At 67.4% G+C, this 18,094-nt stretch carries 18 protein-coding genes; 4 read left to right on the top strand and 14 right to left on the bottom strand.

Annotated elements, in window-relative coordinates; genetic code table 11:
• Positions 1-33 precede the first annotated feature (33 nt).
• Complete coding sequence (locus FNL14_RS08225) at positions 34-669, top strand: LysE family translocator (RefSeq protein ID WP_142059159.1); 636 nt, start codon at positions 34-36, stop codon at positions 667-669.
• 66 nt (positions 670-735) lie between these two features.
• Here FNL14_RS08225 and FNL14_RS08220 read toward each other — a convergent pair whose 3' ends face one another.
• Complete coding sequence (locus tag FNL14_RS08220) at positions 736-1,599, bottom strand: SDR family oxidoreductase (RefSeq protein ID WP_142059157.1); 864 nt, start codon at positions 1,597-1,599, stop codon at positions 736-738.
• Between the two features lie 97 nt (positions 1,600-1,696).
• On the opposite strand from FNL14_RS08220, the gene FNL14_RS08215 reads away from it, so the two are divergent.
• Both FNL14_RS08215 and FNL14_RS08210 read left to right on the top strand, forming a co-directional pair.
• Positions 1,697-2,086: a helix-turn-helix domain-containing protein gene (locus FNL14_RS08215; protein WP_091420900.1), complete on the top strand. Its 390-nt coding sequence runs from the start codon at positions 1,697-1,699 to the stop codon at positions 2,084-2,086.
• Between the two features lie 217 nt (positions 2,087-2,303).
• Positions 2,304-2,567 (top strand): hypothetical protein, encoded by a 264-nt coding sequence (locus FNL14_RS08210; RefSeq protein WP_091420898.1) that lies wholly within the window; start codon positions 2,304-2,306, stop codon positions 2,565-2,567.
• A 48-nt stretch (positions 2,568-2,615) separates the two neighbouring features.
• Here FNL14_RS08210 and FNL14_RS08205 read toward each other — a convergent pair whose 3' ends face one another.
• Both FNL14_RS08205 and FNL14_RS08200 read right to left on the bottom strand, forming a co-directional pair.
• Positions 2,616-3,368: a 3-hydroxybutyrate dehydrogenase gene (locus FNL14_RS08205; RefSeq protein ID WP_142059156.1), complete on the bottom strand. Its 753-nt coding sequence runs from the start codon at positions 3,366-3,368 to the stop codon at positions 2,616-2,618.
• Positions 3,369-3,418: 50 nt separating this feature from the next.
• Complete coding sequence (locus tag FNL14_RS08200) at positions 3,419-4,801, bottom strand: MFS transporter (RefSeq protein ID WP_142059154.1); 1,383 nt, start codon at positions 4,799-4,801, stop codon at positions 3,419-3,421.
• Positions 4,802-4,933: 132 nt separating this feature from the next.
• Here FNL14_RS08200 and FNL14_RS08195 point away from each other — a divergent pair, with 132 nt between their 5' ends.
• Positions 4,934-5,842 carry a LysR family transcriptional regulator gene (locus tag FNL14_RS08195; RefSeq protein ID WP_142059152.1) on the top strand — a complete coding sequence of 303 codons (909 nt, stop codon included), beginning with the start codon at positions 4,934-4,936 and terminating at the stop codon, positions 5,840-5,842.
• Between the two features lie 122 nt (positions 5,843-5,964).
• On the opposite strand, the gene FNL14_RS08190 is transcribed toward FNL14_RS08195, so the two are convergent.
• From FNL14_RS08190 to FNL14_RS08140, 11 genes are all read right to left on the bottom strand, one after another.
• A complete protein-coding gene (locus tag FNL14_RS08190; RefSeq protein ID WP_142059150.1) occupies positions 5,965-6,876 on the bottom strand; it encodes a spermidine synthase in 912 nt (303 codons plus the stop codon).
• A gap of 60 nt (positions 6,877-6,936) precedes the next feature.
• A complete protein-coding gene (rfaE2, locus tag FNL14_RS08185; RefSeq protein ID WP_142059148.1) occupies positions 6,937-8,493 on the bottom strand; it encodes a D-glycero-beta-D-manno-heptose 1-phosphate adenylyltransferase in 1,557 nt (518 codons plus the stop codon).
• On the bottom strand, positions 8,490-10,028 hold the full coding sequence (locus tag FNL14_RS08180; RefSeq protein ID WP_142059146.1) for an aldehyde dehydrogenase: 1,539 nt from the start codon (positions 10,026-10,028) through the stop codon (positions 8,490-8,492). The genes rfaE2 and FNL14_RS08180 overlap by 4 nt, the downstream gene beginning before the upstream one ends.
• Before the next feature lie 41 nt (positions 10,029-10,069).
• Entirely contained in the window at positions 10,070-10,771 is a 702-nt protein-coding gene (locus FNL14_RS08175; RefSeq protein WP_091420883.1) for an SDR family oxidoreductase, read from the bottom strand.
• 59 nt (positions 10,772-10,830) lie between these two features.
• Complete coding sequence (locus tag FNL14_RS08170) at positions 10,831-12,258, bottom strand: PfkB family carbohydrate kinase (protein WP_142059144.1); 1,428 nt, start codon at positions 12,256-12,258, stop codon at positions 10,831-10,833.
• Positions 12,255-12,998, bottom strand: coding sequence for an SIS domain-containing protein (locus FNL14_RS08165; RefSeq protein ID WP_255470742.1), 744 nt, complete (start codon positions 12,996-12,998; stop codon positions 12,255-12,257). Before FNL14_RS08165 ends, FNL14_RS08170 begins: the two co-directional genes overlap by 4 nt.
• Entirely contained in the window at positions 12,995-14,248 is a 1,254-nt protein-coding gene (locus FNL14_RS08160) for a glycosyltransferase (RefSeq protein WP_142059142.1), read from the bottom strand. Before FNL14_RS08160 ends, FNL14_RS08165 begins: the two co-directional genes overlap by 4 nt.
• Positions 14,245-15,288, bottom strand: a complete 1,044-nt coding sequence (locus FNL14_RS08155) for a glycosyltransferase (RefSeq protein ID WP_142059138.1) — start codon at positions 15,286-15,288, stop codon at positions 14,245-14,247. Before FNL14_RS08155 ends, FNL14_RS08160 begins: the two co-directional genes overlap by 4 nt.
• Complete coding sequence (locus FNL14_RS08150; protein ID WP_142059136.1) at positions 15,285-16,373, bottom strand: glycosyltransferase family 9 protein; 1,089 nt, start codon at positions 16,371-16,373, stop codon at positions 15,285-15,287. Before FNL14_RS08150 ends, FNL14_RS08155 begins: the two co-directional genes overlap by 4 nt.
• A complete protein-coding gene (locus tag FNL14_RS08145) occupies positions 16,373-16,909 on the bottom strand; it encodes an HAD-IIIA family hydrolase (protein WP_142059134.1) in 537 nt (178 codons plus the stop codon). Before FNL14_RS08145 ends, FNL14_RS08150 begins: the two co-directional genes overlap by 1 nt.
• A 127-nt stretch (positions 16,910-17,036) precedes the next feature.
• The gene (locus FNL14_RS08140; RefSeq protein WP_142059132.1) at positions 17,037-17,990 is read right to left on the bottom strand and encodes a sigma-70 family RNA polymerase sigma factor; all 954 of its coding nucleotides are present in this window, start codon (positions 17,988-17,990) and stop codon (positions 17,037-17,039) included.
• Positions 17,991-18,094 lie beyond the last annotated feature (104 nt).

The following is an 18,094-nucleotide window of genomic DNA, read 5'->3' as shown; positions in this document are numbered from 1 at the left end:
GCCTGGCGCACCCTGCCGGGGCTAAACTCAGGCATGGTTCCACTGTCCAACCTGCTTGCCTTTGCCCTTGCCGCCGTGATCCTCATCGCCGTGCCGGGGCCCAGCGTCCTGTTCGTGATCGGCCGTTCCCTTGCCCTCGGCTGGAAGGGCGGCGTCCTCACCGTGCTGGGCAATGCCACCGGGCAGCTGGTGCAAGTGGCAGCGGTGGCGTTGGGCGTGGGAATTGTGGTGGCGCAGTCGGTGATCCTGTTCAGTGTGGTGAAACTGGCTGGAGCTGCCTACCTGGTCTACCTGGGCATTAAGGCCATCCGGCACAGGCGGGAGCACCCCTCCGCCGAGAGCCGGCCCGTGGACCCGCGGCCGCTGCGCCTGGTGGCCGAAGGCCTGGCCGTAGGCGCCACCAACCCCAAATCCGTGGTGTTCTTCGTAGCTGTCCTGCCGCAGTTTGTGGATTACTCGTCCGGGGCCATTGCATTCCAGCTGGCGCTGCTCGGGGTGCTGTTTGTACTGATAGCGCTGGTATCAGACAGCCTCTGGGCCATTGCCGCGGGCTCCGCCCGGCATTGGTTTGCCCGTTCGCCCCGCCGGATTTCCGCCATGGAGGCAACCGGCGGGGCGCTGATGATTGGCCTTGGCGGCACCCTCGCACTGACGGGTACCAAGTCCTGATTTCCTGATTTGGCCGGCCCGGAAGGCCGGGCAAATCAGGAAAATGGCAATCAGCGAAGCTGAAACCTAGGCAGTCGCAGCGGCGGCCCGCACAGCTTCGCCCAGTGACGTCGTCGGGCGGCCGATCAGCGTGCGCAGGTCCCCGCTGCTGACCAGGAGGTCGCCCCGGGCAATCCCGAGATCGGAATCGGCGAGGATATCCGCGAATGCCTCCGGCACGCCGAAACCGGCCAGCATTCCGGCATATTCCTGGGCCGGGAGGTCCTGGTAGGCGACATGCTTTCCTGCGGCAGCGGTGATCTCGGCGGCCAGCTCAGCCATGGTGAACGGCTCGTCGCCACCGAGTTCGTAGATCTTGCCTGCCTGGTCATCGGCAACCAGGACGGCGGCAGCCGCGTGGGCATAGTCCGCGCGCGACGCTGCACTGACGCGGCCTTCGCCTGCACTTCCGGCGACGGCACCCTGGGCAAGCGTGCCGGGCAGCTGCTCGGTGTAGTTCTCCAGGTACCAGCCGTTACGCAGGAGGACAAAAGGAACACCGGATTCCCGCAGGATGGCTTCCGTGGCCTGGTGCTCGCCGGCCAGCTTCATTGACGTGGTGTCCGCGTTGGCGATGCTGGTGTAGGCAAGCAGTTCAACACCTTCGGCCTTTGCGGCTTCAATCACAGTGCGGTGTTGCTCCACCCGCTGGCCTACCTCGCTGCCGGAAATGAGGAGGACCTTGGAGGCACCCTTCAGGGCCTGGGCCACGGAGGCGGGATCAGCGTAATCAATGCCCTTTACCTGGACACCGCGCTCCGCGAAGTCTGCGAGCTTTTCAAGGGAGCGCCCGGTGGCCACGATCTCCTGCGCGGGAACATTGCGCTCCAGCAGTGCCTCGACTACGTGGCGGCCCAGTTTGCCGGTTGCGCCGGTGACGACGATGCTCATGAAATTTCCTTCCGTTGGGGTTGTTCATGGAGCACAACCACGACACCTTCCCGATACTTCCCGAAAGAGAGTACGCACTTTCAGGTAAGGTACTGGTATGGAAGTAAGTACCTCCGCTACTGCCCTTTCCGCACCCCTTCCCGTCGCGCTTGCCGACGGCGTGTTCCCGGCCGGGTGCCCCAGCCGGACGGTCCTGGACCATATCACCAGCAAATGGGGCGTACTGATCCTGCTGGCGTTGTCCGAGGGTGAGCAGCGGTGGAGTGAGCTGCGGCGGCGGGCCGAGGGCATCAGCGAGAAGATGCTGGCACAGACCCTCAAGACGCTCGAGCGTGACGGCCTGGTCAGCCGGAAAGCCCAGCCCGTCATTCCGCCGCGGGTGGATTACAGCCTGACCGAGCGCGGCTACGAACTGAGCGCGCTGCTGGTTCCGCTGGTGGCGTGGGCATTCGAGAACGCGGAAGAAATAGTCAACGGCCCCCGCTGACCGGGCACGATCCGCTGGTGCCCGGCGGGAGAACCCAAGCAAGTAGTCCCGCATGGAAAAAGCGGGTACATGTTACTGGTGTGACTGGTGTGAATAGCGCATAGCTTTGGCGTAAGGTGCCAACCGGAATGGGAGGGCCGCCCTCTGCTGGGAGCGTTCCGGTTAACCTGCACCGCCAGTGGGTGGCTTCGCTGCCGCCCGCGAGGAGTTGGTACGTATGGTGAAAACTTATGTCCCCGACCCGGCCGGCATGGGCCAGCCCATCAGTCTTGCCACGGCCGCGGTAAAAGCGTGGGACCGGGCAAGGACCGCCCTCACCCCGCGGTCCCCGTTCAAGATCGGCGATGCAGTGGTGGGGGATGATCCCTTTAGCGGCCGGCGCGAGGGAATCGTGGTGCTCCGGCAACGCAACTCCGTGGGCGTGAAAACCGCCCACGGAGTGGTGTTCTACGATCACCGCCAAGTGCGGCAGCTGGACTGAGCTGCCGCTGAGGTGTTGCTGCCGGCGGGTGTTGCCCGCCGGCAGATGCTACCGGGCCGACCAGCCGCCGTCCATCGTGTAACTGGCGCCGGTAACCATGCCGGCGTGGCCGGAAGCAAGCCAGGCGACCAGGGACGCAACCTCCTCGGGCTCCACCAGGCGCTTGATGGCAGACTCGGTGAGCATCACTTTGGCCAGCACCTCGGATTCGGGGATGCCGTGTACCTGGGCCTGGTCCGCAATCTGCTTCTCCACCAGCGCCGTCCGGACGTAGCCGGGGTTGATGCAGTTGGACGTGACTCCGTGTTCGCCGCCTTCGAGCGCCGTCACCTTGCTCAACCCTTCCAGGCCGTGCTTGGCGGCAACGTATGCGCTCTTGAAAGGAGAGGCCCGGATCCCGTGCACCGAGGACAGGTTGATGATCCGCCCGAAGCCGTTGCTGTACATGTGCGGCAGGGCCGCTCGAATCAGCAGGAACGGAGCCTCCAGCATCAGGGTGATGATCCGGCGGAACTGCACGGGATCAAACTCCTCAATGGGGCTGATGCGCTGGATCCCGGCGTTGTTCACCAGGATGTCGCAGTCCAGGCTCAGGGTGGCGAGCGAGTCCACGTCCAGCAGGTCAACAGTCCAGGAGGTGCCGCCCACCTCGTCGGCGAGCGCGGCGGCTCCGGCGGCATCGACGTCGGCCACCATCACTTTCGCCCCGCGTGCGGCAAGCTCGCGGACGCACGCGGCGCCGATTCCGCTGGCTCCCCCGGTGACCAGGGCCTTGCGGCCATTCAACATGTTGTTGTCCATTGCAGTTCCCTTGCGATTGTCCATCGGAAGTCTCCAGCTGCCCAGGCAGCTTAGCGGGTCCTGGCGGGGAGCAGGCCTTCGCGGGCGGCGTCGGCCTTGTCCACTTCCTCCAGGGCGATGCCCTTGGTTTCCCGCAGGCTCAGCACTGCCGCCGCGGTGATGGCGCAGGCCACCACCAGGTAGATGGCGGTGGGCACCCAGGACCCGGTGTCCTTCAGCCACTGGGTGGCAAGCAGGGGCGCGAGCGAGCCGGCGAAGATGGAGGTCACCTGGGAGCCGAGCGAGACGCCGGAGTAGCGCATGCGGGTGGGGAACAGTTCAGCCATGATGGCCGGCTGGCCGGCGTACATAAAGGCGTGGAGGCAGAGCCCGATGGTCACGGCCGCCACGATCACAACCGGGCTGCGGGTATCAAACATCGGGAAGGCGAAGAAGGGCCAGGCCGCGCCGGACACCGCGCCGAACAAGTACACCGGCTTGCGTCCGAATTTGTCCGCCAGGCGCCCCACCTGCGGGATCACCAGGAAGTGGATGACGTGGGCGATCAGGAGGGCCAGCAGGAGCGAGGAGGTGTCGTACTTGTGGACGGTCTTGAGGTAGACGATCGCGAAGCTGACCACCAGGTAGTACATGATGTTTTCGGCGAAGCGCAGGCCCATGGCCTGGAAGATGCCCTTGGGGTACTTACGGACCACTTCGAAAACGCCGTAGCTGACCGCCTGCTCTTTCTCCACCAGGGCCTTGGCCTCCAGGAAGATGGGGGCTTCGGTGACGTGGGTGCGGATGTAGTAGCCAACGAACACGATCACGGCGGAGAGCCAGAACGCCACGCGCCAGCCCCAGCCAAGGAACGCCTCGCTGCTGAGGGTTGTGGACATGATGAACAGCACCAGGGTAGCCAGAAGATTGCCCACCGGCACGGCGGCCTGTGGCCAGCTGGACCAGAAGGCGCGTGACTTGTTGGGGCTGTGCTCGGCAACCAGCAGCACCGCTCCGCCCCATTCGCCGCCCAGCGCAAAGCCCTGGATGAAGCGCAGTGCCACGAGCAGGGCCGGTGCGAGGTAGCCGATATCGGCGAAGCCGGGCAGGCAGCCCATCAGGAACGTTGCCACACCCACAATCACGATGGTGAGCTGCAGCGTGGGCTTGCGGCCCAGTTTGTCGCCAATCTGGCCGAACACAATCCCGCCCAGGGGCCGCGCCACGAAGCCGACGGCGTAGGTAAGGAAGGCCTGGATAATGCCGTCCAGTTCGTTCCCGGTGGCCGGGAAGAAGTACTTGCCGAACACCAGGGTGGCGGCGGTGGCGTAGAGGAAGAACTCGTACCACTCCACTACCGTGCCCACCATTGAGGCGGCCACGATTTTCTTTAGTCCGGATCCTTTGGATGCAGGTCCGGCAGTATTGTCCGCCGGGCGTTGTTCAACGCTCATGGGGTTTCTCCTAAGTGTCCACGGTGACACGTGCTGTGATCTCCAGCACCTGAATGGCTCCCCTGAGTATTGCTGCACAGACAATCAGCTTCAATAGCCAAACCGGCACCAAGTATGTGCAGAATTGCAGATATGAAAGCCAACCCTGATGACTTGCTGGTCCTTTTGGCGGTGTCCCGTTCCGCAAAATTTACGACGGCGGCGCAGGCCCTGGGCCTCAACCACACCACCGTCTCACGCAGGATAGCCGCGTTGGAGAAGGCGCTCGGCGGCCGCGTCCTTGCACGGGCCACCGGCGGCTGGGAGCTGACGGACCTCGGCGCCCAGGCGGTCCAGGTGGCCGAACAGGTAGAGGCTGTGATGGGCACGCTGGGAGCAGAAGGCCAGGCACCCGACCCGATTACCGGCGTCGTGCGTATGACCGCCACGGACGGGTTCAGTGCCTACATTGCCGCCCCGGCTGTAGCCCGGCTCCGGCGTGGCCACCCTGGCCTCAGCGTGGAGGTGGTGACCATGACCCGGCGGGCGCTGCAGCAGCGCTCAGGCCTGGACATCGAAGTGGTGGTGGGCGAACCCCAGGTGCACCGGGCCGAGGCCGTGCGGCTGGGCGACTACATGCTGGGAATGTACGCCTCCCGCGCCTACCTGGCCGAACACGGAACCCCGGCCACAGTGGCCGAACTCAACGAGCACCCGCTGGTCTACTTTGTGGACTCCATGCTCCAGGTGGACGACCTCGATGCACCCCGCCGGCTGGTGCCCGCCATGCGCGACGGCCTGACCTCCACCAACGTCTTTGTCCACGTGGAGGCAACCCGCGCCGGAGCAGGGATCGGTTTCCTGCCCTGCTTTATGGGCGATCTTCACGGGGACCTGGTGCGCCTGCTGCCCGCCGAAATCGCCGAACTATTGCCGTACTGGATGGTGCTGCGGCCGGACTCACTGCGCCGCCCGGCCGTGGCCGCCGTAGTCCAGGCGCTCCGCGAGCAGATGGCGGAGCACCGGGACTGGCTGCTGGGCCGGGGAAACTCCGCTGGTTGAGGCGGGGCCCCGCCAGCAGGGTTCCCTCAGCGAGCTTGCGAGCTTAGGGTGCTGGTGGGGAGCGAAACCTGGATTTCGACAAGCTCAATCACCGGGTGATAGCTCATTCGCCGGTTGACGGCTCAATCACCGGCAACCGGGTCGTGGCGGACTGGGGAGCCCGCCGCGAACGCCCGGACCTGGTCGTCGTCCCAGAGGTGGGCCGGGACGGCTCCGCCCAGGAGCCGGCGGTGCAGCTTGGGGTCGTCGCCAAACGGGACGTCACTGCCGGCCATCACCATGTTTCCGTAGCGGCGGCCCTTGAGCATGGCGGGGTCCGCGATGATCACCGTGTATTTGAAGGCGGCCGCGATGGTGGCGGCGTCCTCGCGGGCGTTCTTAAGGTCCGGCGCATCGCCGGAGTTCACCATGTAGAGTCCGCCCGGCGCCAGCACCCGTTTGGCATGGTCGGTGAACTCGGCCGTGGTCAGCGCCCGCGGGGTGAAGGCGCCGGCAAAAACGTCCCGGATGATGAAGTCCCGGGTATCGGCGGTCAGGGTTTCGGTGACCTCGCGGGCCTCCCCCACCCGCAGCCGTAGCAGCGGCGCCTTGGGCAGGTCGAACCAGTCACGCACGTACTCCGCGAGCTTGCCATCCAGCTCCACCACCACCTGCCGGGCGTCCGGGTACACGGCATGGAAGTAGCGGGCCAGCGAGCAGGCCCCGCCGCCCAGGTGCAGGCCGCGCAGCTTCTGCTGCGTGCCGGAAACGCCCGACGGCGGCCAGCGCGACTCGATCAGCGCGGACATCCAACGCATGTACTCGAAGTCCAGGAACAGCGGGTCCGCCAGGTCGATGTGGGAGCTCATGACGCCGTTGATCTTCAGGAGCCAGCCGGTGGAGTTGTCCTGGTCCGCGATCAGCTCGCAGTCCCCGGTGTCGATGTAATACACACCTTCAACAGGTCCGCTCTGGCGGGAACCCGCGGGCACGTCAACCACTCCGGCTACCGCACGCATGCCGTTCCGGCCCCCTGACCTTCCGCGTTTAGCCATTACCCGTGCCGCGCTTCAGTCATGGTTCAACCTTAGTTGCCGCTTGATACAGCTGGCACCTTAGTTGCCGGGCACGGCCCCCTCGCCCTCCCGGATCCGTTTCACCACGGCAGTGGTGGACCGCTCAGCCACGTAGTCAAGGATGGCCACCCTGCCGCCGTATTCCTCCACGGCGGGCGTCTCGGCCAGCATTTCCGGACTGTAGTCCCCGCCCTTCGCGTACACCTCGGGCCGGAGCTGCCGGATGAGCGGTGCCGCCGTGGGGGTGTCGAACACTGTCACGTAGTCCACGCAGCTCAAGGCCGCCACCACCGCCGCACGGTCCGCCATGGAGTTGATGGGGCGGCCGGCACCCTTGAGTTTCCGTACGGAATCGTCGCTGTTCAGCGCCACCACCAGGACGTCGCCCAGCTGCTTGGCCTGGTTGAGGTATCGGGTGTGGCCGCTGTGAAGCACGTCGAAGCAGCCATTGGTAAGCACAATCCGCTGGCCCTGCGACCGGTGAAGTTCCAGCTGCCGTTCCAGCTCGTCGGCACCAAGGGCAGTGTCAGCAAACGCCTTCAGGTACCGGCTGAGTTGGCCCGTACTGCAGACGGAGGTTCCCGGCTGGTGCACCACCACGTCCGCGGCCGACTGGGCAAGGTCCAGGCTGGCCGTCAGCGGCAACCCGGCCGCGCGCGCAAGCGTCAGCGCCGCAACGAACGTGTCGCCGGCACCGGACGCCTGCTTCTCGGCGGCCGGCCGCGCCCACGTACGGTGCGTGACGCCGTCGGGCCTTAACAGCACGGTGCCGTCCCGGTCCAGGGTGACCACCACGGCGGCCGCACCGGTGGCTGCCAGCAACTCCTCCGAGTGCGCGCTGACAGCTTCCACCCGGTCCTGGCCGTCCGGAAGCCGCAGGTCCAGCATCCGGGCGGCTTCCTGCGCGTTGGGCGTCACCAGGTCCGGGCGCAGTGGTGCCCATGGGCGGGGATCATGGGAGTCCACCACCAGCAGCGGGCGTTCCCCCAGTGGAACGGGCCTCTCCCCCAACGCATCGATCAAACCTTTGTGGACGGGCCCGGCAAGCACACCCTTGCCGTAGTCGCACACCAGCACCGCGTCCTGGCGTTCGACGGCGGCACGCACCGAAGCTGCCAGCGCCTCCAGCGCCTCCGCCGGCACCGCCTTGGCGGAGTCGTCGAGGCGGAGCATCACCTGGCCGCCGCTGCTGATCCGGATCTTGGTGGTGGTCACCATGTCCGGGTGGCTGTGGAGGTGGGTCACGTCGATGCCGGCCGCGACGAGCTGGCTGCGCAGGTCCTCGCCGGCATCATCGGTTCCGACGATGCCTGCCACCGAAACCCTGGCTCCGAGGGCAGCCAGGTTCATGGCCGTATTTGCTGCCCCGCCGGGGACGGACTCCCGGACCTGGAGGTCCACCACCGGGGCGGGGGCCTCACGGCACAGCCGCTCGATGCTGCCGCTCCACCAGCCATCCAGCATCAGGTCGCCGATCACCAGGACGGCCGGCTGCTCCGCTGCCAGCCGGCCGGGCAGCCACTCGGACAGCGCCCGCTGCGTGGACAGGTCCGCCACGGCAGGGTCCACCGGCAGGTTCTCGGGGTGCAGGCTCATGAGTTGTCCTGTTCATCGGCTGCAGATTCGGGGCCGGGGCCATCAGGAGCAGCGCCCGAATTGTCCTTTGTTGATTCCGGCGGCGCGGCTATGTGCACCACTTTCACCCGGCTGAATTCGTCCAGGAGCTCCGGGCCGTAGCCAAAGCCGGCGCCGCTTTCGCCGCGCGGCTGGGCCGCACCGCCCGGGGCGCCGCCGAACACTTCGTTGATCTTTACCGTGCCTACCGGGAGCGCGGCCACTGCCTGCTGGATGTGGGCGATGTTGCCGCTCAGGACTGTGGCGGCAAGGCCGTACTTGCCGCTGCACGCGAGGCGCAGCCCGTCGTCGAACGATTCCACTACCTGCACCGGCGCGATGGGCCCGAAGGTTTCCTCAGTCATGATCTGCATCTTGTCGGTGCAGTCCAGCAGGACGGTGGCCGGGTAGAAGGAGCCCGGTCCGTCGGGAAGGGTGCCGCCCTCCACCGCCCGTGCGCCCTGCCGCAGCGCGTCGGCCACCTGGGCGTGGACCTCGTCCCGCATTCGGAGATCCACCAGCGGGGCAACCGTCCCGTTGTTGTTGCGCAGGGCCGCTTCCGTTTCCAGGGCAGCGCAGAACTCCGCTGCGATCTCCTGGTGAACGTAGATCCGTTCCACGGCCACGCAGATCTGCCCGCTGTTGCTGAACGCACCGATTGCGGCCTGCCCGGCTGCCCACACGGGGTCCACGTCGCGGTCCACCAGCAACGGATCGTTGCCGCCGTTCTCCCGGATCACATGGGCGCCGGTCAGCACGCCCGCCCTGGCGATCCGCGCACCCGCCGCGCTGGAGCCGACATGCGCGATCACGTCCACCTCGGACTGCGTCAGAAGTGCCCCGACGTCCGCACCGCCGGACACCGTCTGGAACACGCCGGGCGGAAAGGCAGGAGCCAGGACTTCGCCCAGTGCCTCACCCAGCCGCGGGCAGCGCTCGCTCGGCTTGTGCACAGCGGTGTTGCCGGTCACCAGCGCAGCCCCGATCAGGCCGCATGCCACCGCCACCGGGTCATTCCACGGTGTCAGGAGGGCAGCCACGCCGCGCGGCTCGGCCACCGTGTAGTCGGCAGCGAGCCGGTTGCCGCGCAGGCTGTGGCCGCGGTGGACAGGGCCCAGTTCCGCGTACTGCTCCAGGGTGGAAACCCCCGCGCCGATGCCGGCGAGCGACTCGTCCACCGGCCGGCCCGTTTCGCTGAAGTTGAGTTCGGCCAGTTCCTGCGCGGCTGCTTCAAGTGCTTTCGCCGCCTTCCGGAGGGCGGCGCCGCGTTCCCCCGGAGCAGTGGAGGCCCACTCAGCTGAAGCCCTCCGTGCCACTTCCACGGCATGGGTCACTGCGGCCGGTTCCGCTTCCGGCACGGTCCACAGGACGTCACCGGTCCTGGGGTTCAGGACGGTGATGCCGTTGCTGTCAGTTGCTTCCGGTTGTGCAGTTTTGTCCTGCACAGTGGAGTCCTGAGCGGTGGCGTCCTGTGCGGTGGAATCTTGTGCAGTGGTGTCTGTGGCGATGCTGGGCATGATGTTCCTCCCGTCGGTTCCGGCGTGGGTCCTCTTGGCGTTTAGGGCCAGGAGCCCTCTTCTTCATGGCAGATCAGCATTTCGCGGACCTCGCAGCCAGCGGGCTGGGACAACGCAAAGAGGATCGCCTGCGCCACGTTGTTGGGGTCGTTGAGCCGTGAATCGTCCTGCGGCTTGTACTGCTCGGTACGGTCGTCGAAGAAGCGCGTCTTCATGCCGCCGGGAATCATGGTGGTCACGCCGATCTCACCGCCGGTCTCCGCTGCGAGCGCATGGCTGAAGCCCACCACGCCGAACTTGGACGCGCAATAGGCGGTGGCATCGGCCACGGCACGCTTGCCCAGCGTGGAGGCGACAGTCACCACCCGGCCGTGGGAGGACTTGAGGTAGGGCAGGGCCGCCCGCACCACGGAGACGGTACCCATCAGGTTGACCCCGATCACTTTTTCCCATTCCGTGGCCTCAACGTCGGCCAGCTTGCCGCACCGGTCGATGCCGGCGGCCGTCACCACGGCTTCGAGCCCGCCCAGTGTTTCGGCGGCTTCCTTGACGGCGGCCTCCACTGCCAGGCGGTCCGCGACGTCCACTTCGAATGCCTTGACGGCGGACACGTTGCTGATGTCGCGGTCCAGCACCACGGGGGTGCCGCCTGCCTTCAGGACAGCGTCGACGACGGCGGCTCCCAGTCCGGAGGCGCCTCCGGTCACAAGTACACGTCCGGGTGATTTCACATCGGCAGTCATGGTGTTCCTTTCGATTGGGAATTCAAAACTCTTTGGTGCAATCAGCTGACTTTTAGCGGTCAGCTCACTTTGGCGAGGGCATCGGCCAGGCCGGTGGTGGACCGTGCAGGGTGGTAGGGGACCGTCAGGCAGCGTCCGCCCCAGCTCTCCACCAAGGGGGCCTCGGGCAGGCTGGCGCCCTTGTAGTCGCCGCCTTTGACCCAGATGTCCGGGCGGAGGCGTTCCAGGGCGGCCTCAGGAGTGTCTTCGTCGAAGACCATCACGGCGTCCACGCATTCCATCGCGAGGAGCAGCTCGGCGCGGTCGTGCTGGCCGATGATGGGCCGCTCCGGCCCCTTCAGCCGCCGCACGGAATCGTCCGAGTTCAGGCACACGATCAGGCAGTCCCCGAGTTCGCGGGCAGCCGCCAGGGACCGGACATGTCCGGCATGCAGCAGGTCGAAGCACCCGCCGGTGGCCACCACCTTGCCGCCGCTTTCCCGCACGGCGCGGGCCAGCAGCAGCGGGTCGCTGATGCGGGGCTGGACCGGCGCGGGCTCCCCGGCATCCGGAAGGGCGGATACCCCGCCGTTGGCCAGGAAGTCGGCAGCATCGTGGACTGCGAGCACCGCGGCTTCATCCAGCCCGCGGCCGGCCAGGAGGTGCACGGCAAGGCTGGCGGCAAGCCGGTCGCCGGCCCCGCAGGGATCACCGGCTTCCACCCTCGGGGCGGGAACGGGTTCCGGGCTGCGGCCGGGCCGGCACAGGACAGCGCCGTGCTCTCCCTTGGTCACGAGGACCGCCTGGCTGCCCCATTCTTCCAACAGGACAGTGCCTGCCTCCGCGGCAGGATCGCTACCGGGATCCGGTGCAGCAGACAGCCGGACAGCTGCCGGCTCCTGCGGTGTTTCCTGCCGGGCTTCCTTCCGGCCGCGCGACTGCGCGGCCTTCTGGGCTTCAGCCAGGTTTGGCGTGACGACGGCGACGCCGGGCACCGGGTCCGGCCCGGCGGGGTGCGGGTCCCAGACGATGGGAACCTCATCCGCCATCCGGGCCAGGAGCTCCCTTAATTGAAGGTTGGCGGCAAGGCCACGGCCGTAATCGGCCACGATGATTACACCGGCCTTCTCCACCGCACGGAGCATGGCCGCGCTGACCTCCGGGACGGGAGTCTTTCCACACCCCTGGTCAAAGCGGACCACTGGGTGCGATCCTGCCCGGACACGGGTTTTGACCGGCGAGGCATAACCGCTGGGACCGGACACGAGCCGCACTCCGGCGAGCTGCCCTTGAAGCTGCCTGCCGGCGTCGTCATCGCCCAAAACCGTCACCAGCGTGACAGGCCAGTTGTCCTGCGCAAGCATCCGGGCCACCAGGCCTGCTCCCCCGGCGCGGCGCTTGACTCCGGACACGTCCACCACGGGCACGGGTGCATCGGGGCTTAGCCGCGTGGCTTCACCGGACAGGTCCACGTCCAGCATCACATCGCCCACCACCACGATCCTCATGCCACACCACCGCGCTTCTGCAGCCCCTGGTTTTGCACACCAAGGTTTGTCAAAGCCAGCGGATCAGCGGACCCGCGCCGGCCCACCTCGAGGTCAAAGGCGCGGCAGACGGCATGCAGGGCGATCAGATGGCCCTCCTGGGCGTTGGCGTTGAGCGCATCAATCATGACTGCCTCGTCGCAGGCGTCAGAGAGTGGATTGGGGCCCTTCCCCGTGAGCGCCCAGGTGGTGATGTTCAGGCGCGACGCTGCTTCGGCAGCCCGCAGCAGGTTGGGGCTCTTGCCGCTGGTTGACAGCAGCATCAGGACGTCGCCGGACCTGCCGTGGGCCCGCACCTGGCGGGCGAAAACGTCGTCGTACCCATAATCATTGGCGATGGCCGTCATTGCCGAGGATTCCGCGTGCAGCGAGATGGCAGAGAACGGCACCCGCTCGCCGTCGAACCTTCCCACCAGCTCCGCCGTGAGGTGCTGGGCCTCAGCAGCCGATCCGCCGTTGCCGGCGGCGAGGAGCCGCTGGCCGCGCAGCAGCCGCTGGGCCAGCTCCACTCCCCAGGCGGCCAGGCGGCCGGATTGGCTCCGCAGCGAATCGAGGGCCGGCACCACGTTGTCCAGGTGCGCGCGCACCGCCTCCGCGCTGTCCGGATCCACAAAAGTGGCGCCGGGCAGCACCGCGGGCAGCGGGGCCGGCCGACCCAGGACCGGCAGGTCGGCTTCACGAAGGGACCATTCCGCAGTCACAGTGCCGCTCCTTCCATCGGGACGACGCCGGGGGCAGCCCCGGCCACCGCCAGCTGATAGGCCTTTTCGGTTTCGGCTGCCACGCGGTCCCAGGAGTACCTGGCGCGTGCGCGCCGCTTTCCTGCATCCCCAAGCTCCGTCCGCAGGGCGGGGTTCTCCAGCAACAGCGCCAGCGCTGACGCGATGGCCTCCGGGTCCCGCGGCGGCACGTGCAGCCCGGTCCCGTGGTCAACCACTGTGTCCCTGAGTCCGCCCACAGCAGCAGCAACTACAGGGACGCCGCAGGCCATGGCCTCGAGCGGGACAATGCCGAAAGGCTCGTACCAGGGCGCGCACACCACGGCATCGGCACTGCGGAAGATGCCGGGCATCTCGCCGCGTGACACCTGGCCCTGCAGGTTTACGTGGTCCGCAACGCCGAGTTCCCCGGCAAGTTCCAGCAGCCGGCGGACTTCGGGATCGGCGTGCAGCACGCCTGATTCTGCGCCGCCGCCCACAATCAGGAGTTCGACGTCGTCAAAACCCGCGTCCTTGAGGTACGGCAGCGCACGGATCACCAGGTCCACGCCCTTGCGCGGCACCAGGCGGCCCACGGAGAGGATGCGGTGCTTGCGCTGCCTGGCGGCCGCCGGGCCGTCTGCGGAAAAGAAGCCGAGGTCCACCCCGCAGGGGGCAATCGAAATCTTTGCCGTGTTGATGCCCATGGCTTTGAGTTCAAAAACTTCGTCGGAGCAGGTGGCAACGATCCGGTCCACGGACCGTCCAACTCCGGGTTCGAGCCAGCGGCGTTCGGCCGGGCTGGTGTCCTCCGCGCCCTGGTGCCGCCGCTTGACCGTGCCCAGGGCGTGGAAGGTCTGGATGACGGGAACCCGGTAACCCTGCTCCGGCCGGCGGGCGGCGTCCAGGGCTGCCAGGCCGGACATCCAGAAGTGGCCGTGCACCACATCAGGAGGACGCTGGCTCCAATCCCGCGCCACGCCGTCGGCAAGCTCGCCCATGTAGGGCAGCAGCTCGTCCTTGGGGACGTGCCGGGCAGGTCCGGCGTCCACGTGGACCACTTCGAACCGGCGCCCCACACGGACCCTTTCCGGAAGCTCCGTTGCGTCCCGGCGGGTGTACACAGTAACGTGGTGGCCGCGCTTGGCAAGTGCTTCGGACAACGCGGCAACGTGCACGTTCTGCCCGCCGGCGTCCACCCCGCCCAGCGCCGCCAGCGGACTGGCGTGCTCGGAAATCATTGAGATCTTCATGGGGTCTTCCTCTCTCGCGCCGGGACAAGGATCTTCTCGTCCAGGCCGTCGTTGCTGGCGGTAAGCGGGTGCAGGGTCCCCCCGCCCAGGTCCGCGAGGAGCTCATCCCAGCGGTCCTGGAACCTGCCCAGGCTGTAGCGTTCCAGTGCCGCCTCACGGGCGGCGACGCCCCGCCGTCGGGCTTCATCCGGGTTGGCGACGAGCCGCTGCGCGCAGCGGAGCAGCTCGTCGATATCGGCGGACACGATGCCGGCCTCCGGCGGCACGGCCCGCGGGGCTTCGGTGGTGGCCAGCGCAACCACCGGCATGCCCAGGTGCATGGCTTCCAGCAGGGACAATCCCAGGGAGGTCCAGCGCATGGGGTGTACATAGACACGGCAGCGGGCCAGCTCGCGGTGCAGCTCGCGGGTCTGGAGGTCGCCGCGGACCGTCAGCCGGGAGGCGTCGATTCCGGCGGCAGCGGCCAGGCCATCGGTCTTCATGCCGAACACCTGGAGCGGGGCAACGGAGGCGAATGCGGGCAGGAGGTCCGTGCCGGTGACCCTGCCGCGGCGGATGGGTTCATTCACCACCACGCCCAGCTCCGGCAGCTCGCCGGTGTAGAGCTGCCCCGGGTCTGGAATCCCGTGTTCGATGACCAGGCTGCGCGCTGATCCGTTATCCCACGCCAGCTTGTTGAAGTGCGTGACGTGCACCAGGGGGATGGCGTCCTGGTCCGCAAGCGGATGCCGGGTAAACGGAAAATCGCCCTTGGGGGTGTTGTGCTCCACGTACACGGCCGGCAGGTCAACTCCAGGCCTGCGGCCGAGCAGCCGTGCAACTTCTGCGATTTCCTCAGGGCGCTGCAGGACGACGGCGTCAACGGCGTCCGCGTCCAGTGCGGCAGGATCCACCTCCCGCACCGACGCCGGCCAGTCCCTGCCGGCACGGCCCAGTCCCCAGGCACCACCCCCCGGCAGGACAGGAAGCAGGTACTCGTGACGGCCACGCACAAACGCGTCCGTCCATGAACCGTGGACATGCCAGAGCAGGATTCTCATCTGTTGCGGGCCTTTCTACGGGTACTGACGTGGGTACTGAAGGAGCTCACCCCGCCGATCAGGCGCTCCACGGCCGCCACCACTTCCTCCGGCGAAACCGAGTCAAGGCACGGGTGGCCCGGCACGGGGCAGACCCGGGCGCGGGACATCCGGCAGGCGGCGTTCTGGTCCCCGAGCAGCTCCAGCGGGACTCCATACGGCGCCCACCGGATGGCCGGTACCACCGGCGAAAAGAGGCAGGCCACCGGAGTGCCAACGGCTGCGGCGAGGTGTGCCGGACCGGTGTTGCCGGTGACCACGGCGTCGGCCCCGGACATCACCCCGGCCAGGGTGTGCAGGTCCGTGCGGCCGCCAAGGTCGAGGGCCGACGGTCCGGCGACTGTCGCCGTCAGCGAGGTTTCTCCAGGGCCGCCGGTCACCACCACCCGGTGCCCGGCGCCCTGCAGGAGTTCGACGGCGGCAGCATGGTGCAGCGGCGGCCACGCCCTGGCAGGGACGGCGGCTCCGGGATGCACCACGATGTAGGGTTCGTCACCCACGAGGTCCCGGACGCCGGGTACCGATGCGAGGCGGAGTTTGCCATCGTCCCCGGCAGGCAGCCTGAACCCGCCCGCTTCGGCGATGCCCAGCGCGCGCTCGGCCTCGGGCTGGTCTTCGGGAAAGTCCTCGCCGGGCTTGAGCCGTACATCCAGCAGGGAGCCGGCGTAATCGGTGGACGCCCCGGTGATCCGTTCCACGCCTGCCAGCCGAAGCAGCAGGGCCAGCGGCAGGGGTGACTGGTGGAAGGAGGTGAGGATGACGGCCTCGGTAATCCGGGAGTTACGGACATACTCGATAAGCCTGTCTGCGTGCGGGCCGGTCATCCGGGGAGCGGGATTCATGATCCACGGGCTGTCCCAGCTGTAGACCTCGGCCACGCCCGGCAGCATTGCCGCCGCCGCCTCGCCCTGCCGTCCGCACAGCATCACCACCTGGTTCGGGCGGCTGCCGTCCCGGAACCGGCCGTTGGCGACTGCCCGTACAGCGGGCCCGGCCAGCAGGACATCACCCATGCTGTCCAGGCGTGCCACCAGGACGCGGCCCATCAGGGCTGCCCTACGAGCAGTGAGACGGCCTCGGCCAGGTTCCGGGCCACCAGCTGGGCCTCGGCCACCTCCTCGAGCCGGGTCACGGGGGTGGGCACGAGTACGCCCGTTGCTCCGGCGGCTTCGGCGGCGCGCACGTCGGCACCGATATCGCCGATGAGCGCGGCCTCCGATTCCTGGATGCCAAGCTTGCGGCAGGCACTGTGCACCATTCCCGGTGCGGGCTTGCGGCAGGAGCAGAGGTCCTGCTGCGCATGGGGGCAGATTTCCCACACATCAAAGGGCCCCAGCAGCTCCTCCACCCTGGCATTGACGCCAGCCACGTCGGCGGCGGTAATCAGGCCGCGCGCGATTCCAGACTGGTTACTGACGACCCCGATCGCGACCCCGTCGGCCCGAAGGGCGTCCAGGACGGCCTTCGCGCCCGGCATCGGCGTCACCCTGCCGGGATCCCCGTTGTAGGGCACATCAACTACCAGGGTCCCGTCCCGGTCGAACAGGACAGCACGGAACTTCGAGGTTACGGAGCTTCCCATACACACTCCGTTCCCCACTGCTGCTGCTCCTAAACAGGGGCTGCTGCTTTTCTCGCCTTTGAGCAGGCAAGATAGGACACCGCCGGGCTCCCCCGGTGCCGGGGCCGCCTTCGGCGCGCCTTGGGAACTAACAGCTTCCAGCCCCGAATGATGCCCTGGAGGCAGTCCGGCGGGATGGAATTTTGCCGGAAACCGAGCTTGGAGCTGCGGAGCCCGTCGTTCCCTCCGAGGACCGGAAGGAGCCGGCAGAGCCAGTGGAGCGACTCGGTTCCGTCCGGACGCCGGCCACGTGACCGCTATTTAACAGGCGGCGCTGGAGCTCCACGAGCACCCGGGCCAGCCGGCGGGAAACCTGCATCTGCGACATCCCCAGCCGCTTCCCCAACTGGACCTGGGTTTCCTCACAGAAATAGCGGCGGTACAGCAGTTCCCGGTCCGCGGCATCCAGGTCCTGCATCGCCTCGCGAAGGCAGGCCAGGTCTTCGAGCCGTTCCAATGGCGTTTCCGGGCAGGCGAGCAAGTCGCCGATGGACGGGGCGTCGCTGTGCGGGTTGGCTGCGTCCAGTGAGTCCGGGTGCATGCTGCTCGACGCCGAGATGGCTTCCCGGACTTCGGTGGCGTCAGCCCCCAGCTCCGCTGCCAGCTCCTCCACACTGGGATTCCTGCCCAGCGCCTGGACCAGCTCCGGTTCCACGCGGAACATCCTGGTGCGGAGGTCCTGGATGTGCCTCGGAGGCCGGACCACCCACGTACGGTCACGCAGGTATCTCTTCAACTCCCCCGCGATAGTGGGTGCCGCATAGGCGGGGAAGCTTTCCCCCTTGGACTGGTCGAAGCCGCGAGCGGCCTTTACCAGTCCAAGGTAGGCCACCTGGTTCAGGTCGGCGCGTTCCCGGCCCCGGGCTTCAAAACGGGCGGCCAAGGCCTCGGCAAGGTCCAGATAGCTCAGGACCAGGTCATTTTCGAAGGTCTCCCGCAGCCGCCCCTGATTGGTGGCGGGCCGGATTTCCCTTGGTGGTTCCAGGCACGGCTCCTGGACGGGCGTATTATCCACGGCAAGCGCGGCGAAAGATTCGGGCATTGTCGTTGGTTCCCTCGGTCTGGTTCCGAAAGCCTGCGGCAAGACTTAGCAGTAGGAAATCATAAGGCTGCTTATAAAACAATCCTTCGCAGCATTAGGCTCGG

This window comes from Pseudarthrobacter sp. B4EP4b (assembly GCF_006680095.1).
Lineage (GTDB): Bacteria > Actinomycetota > Actinomycetes > Actinomycetales > Micrococcaceae > Arthrobacter.
Note: the sequence above shows the minus strand (reverse complement) of the source record. Positions and strands in the feature narration are given on the sequence as shown.

Bases quoted from the DNA above. Each gene is read 5' to 3' on its own strand.
- FNL14_RS08175 (WP_091420883.1), bottom strand. From the start codon at position 10,771: ATGACTGCCGATGTGAAATCACCCGGACGTGTACTTGTGACCGGAGGC.
- FNL14_RS08215 (WP_091420900.1), top strand. From the start codon at position 1,697: ATGGAAGTAAGTACCTCCGCTACTGCCCTTTCCGCACCCCTTCCCGTC.
- FNL14_RS08200 (WP_142059154.1), bottom strand. From the start codon at position 4,801: ATGAGCGTTGAACAACGCCCGGCGGACAATACTGCCGGACCTGCATCC.
- FNL14_RS08205 (WP_142059156.1), bottom strand. From the start codon at position 3,368: ATGGACAACAACATGTTGAATGGCCGCAAGGCCCTGGTCACCGGGGGA.
- FNL14_RS08145 (WP_142059134.1), bottom strand. From the start codon at position 16,909: ATGGGAAGCTCCGTAACCTCGAAGTTCCGTGCTGTCCTGTTCGACCGG.
- FNL14_RS08210 (WP_091420898.1), top strand. From the start codon at position 2,304: ATGGTGAAAACTTATGTCCCCGACCCGGCCGGCATGGGCCAGCCCATC.
- FNL14_RS08155 (WP_142059138.1), bottom strand. From the start codon at position 15,288: ATGAGAATCCTGCTCTGGCATGTCCACGGTTCATGGACGGACGCGTTT.
- FNL14_RS08225 (WP_142059159.1), top strand. From the start codon at position 34: ATGGTTCCACTGTCCAACCTGCTTGCCTTTGCCCTTGCCGCCGTGATC.
- FNL14_RS08190 (WP_142059150.1), bottom strand. From the start codon at position 6,876: ATGGCTAAACGCGGAAGGTCAGGGGGCCGGAACGGCATGCGTGCGGTA.
- FNL14_RS08150 (WP_142059136.1), bottom strand. From the start codon at position 16,373: ATGGGCCGCGTCCTGGTGGCACGCCTGGACAGCATGGGTGATGTCCTG.
- FNL14_RS08180 (WP_142059146.1), bottom strand. From the start codon at position 10,028: ATGCCCAGCATCGCCACAGACACCACTGCACAAGATTCCACCGCACAG.
- rfaE2 (WP_142059148.1), bottom strand. From the start codon at position 8,493: ATGAGCCTGCACCCCGAGAACCTGCCGGTGGACCCTGCCGTGGCGGAC.
- FNL14_RS08160 (WP_142059142.1), bottom strand. From the start codon at position 14,248: ATGAAGATCTCAATGATTTCCGAGCACGCCAGTCCGCTGGCGGCGCTG.
- FNL14_RS08195 (WP_142059152.1), top strand. From the start codon at position 4,934: ATGAAAGCCAACCCTGATGACTTGCTGGTCCTTTTGGCGGTGTCCCGT.
- FNL14_RS08220 (WP_142059157.1), bottom strand. From the start codon at position 1,599: ATGAGCATCGTCGTCACCGGCGCAACCGGCAAACTGGGCCGCCACGTA.
- FNL14_RS08170 (WP_142059144.1), bottom strand. From the start codon at position 12,258: ATGAGGATCGTGGTGGTGGGCGATGTGATGCTGGACGTGGACCTGTCC.
- FNL14_RS08140 (WP_142059132.1), bottom strand. From the start codon at position 17,990: ATGCCCGAATCTTTCGCCGCGCTTGCCGTGGATAATACGCCCGTCCAG.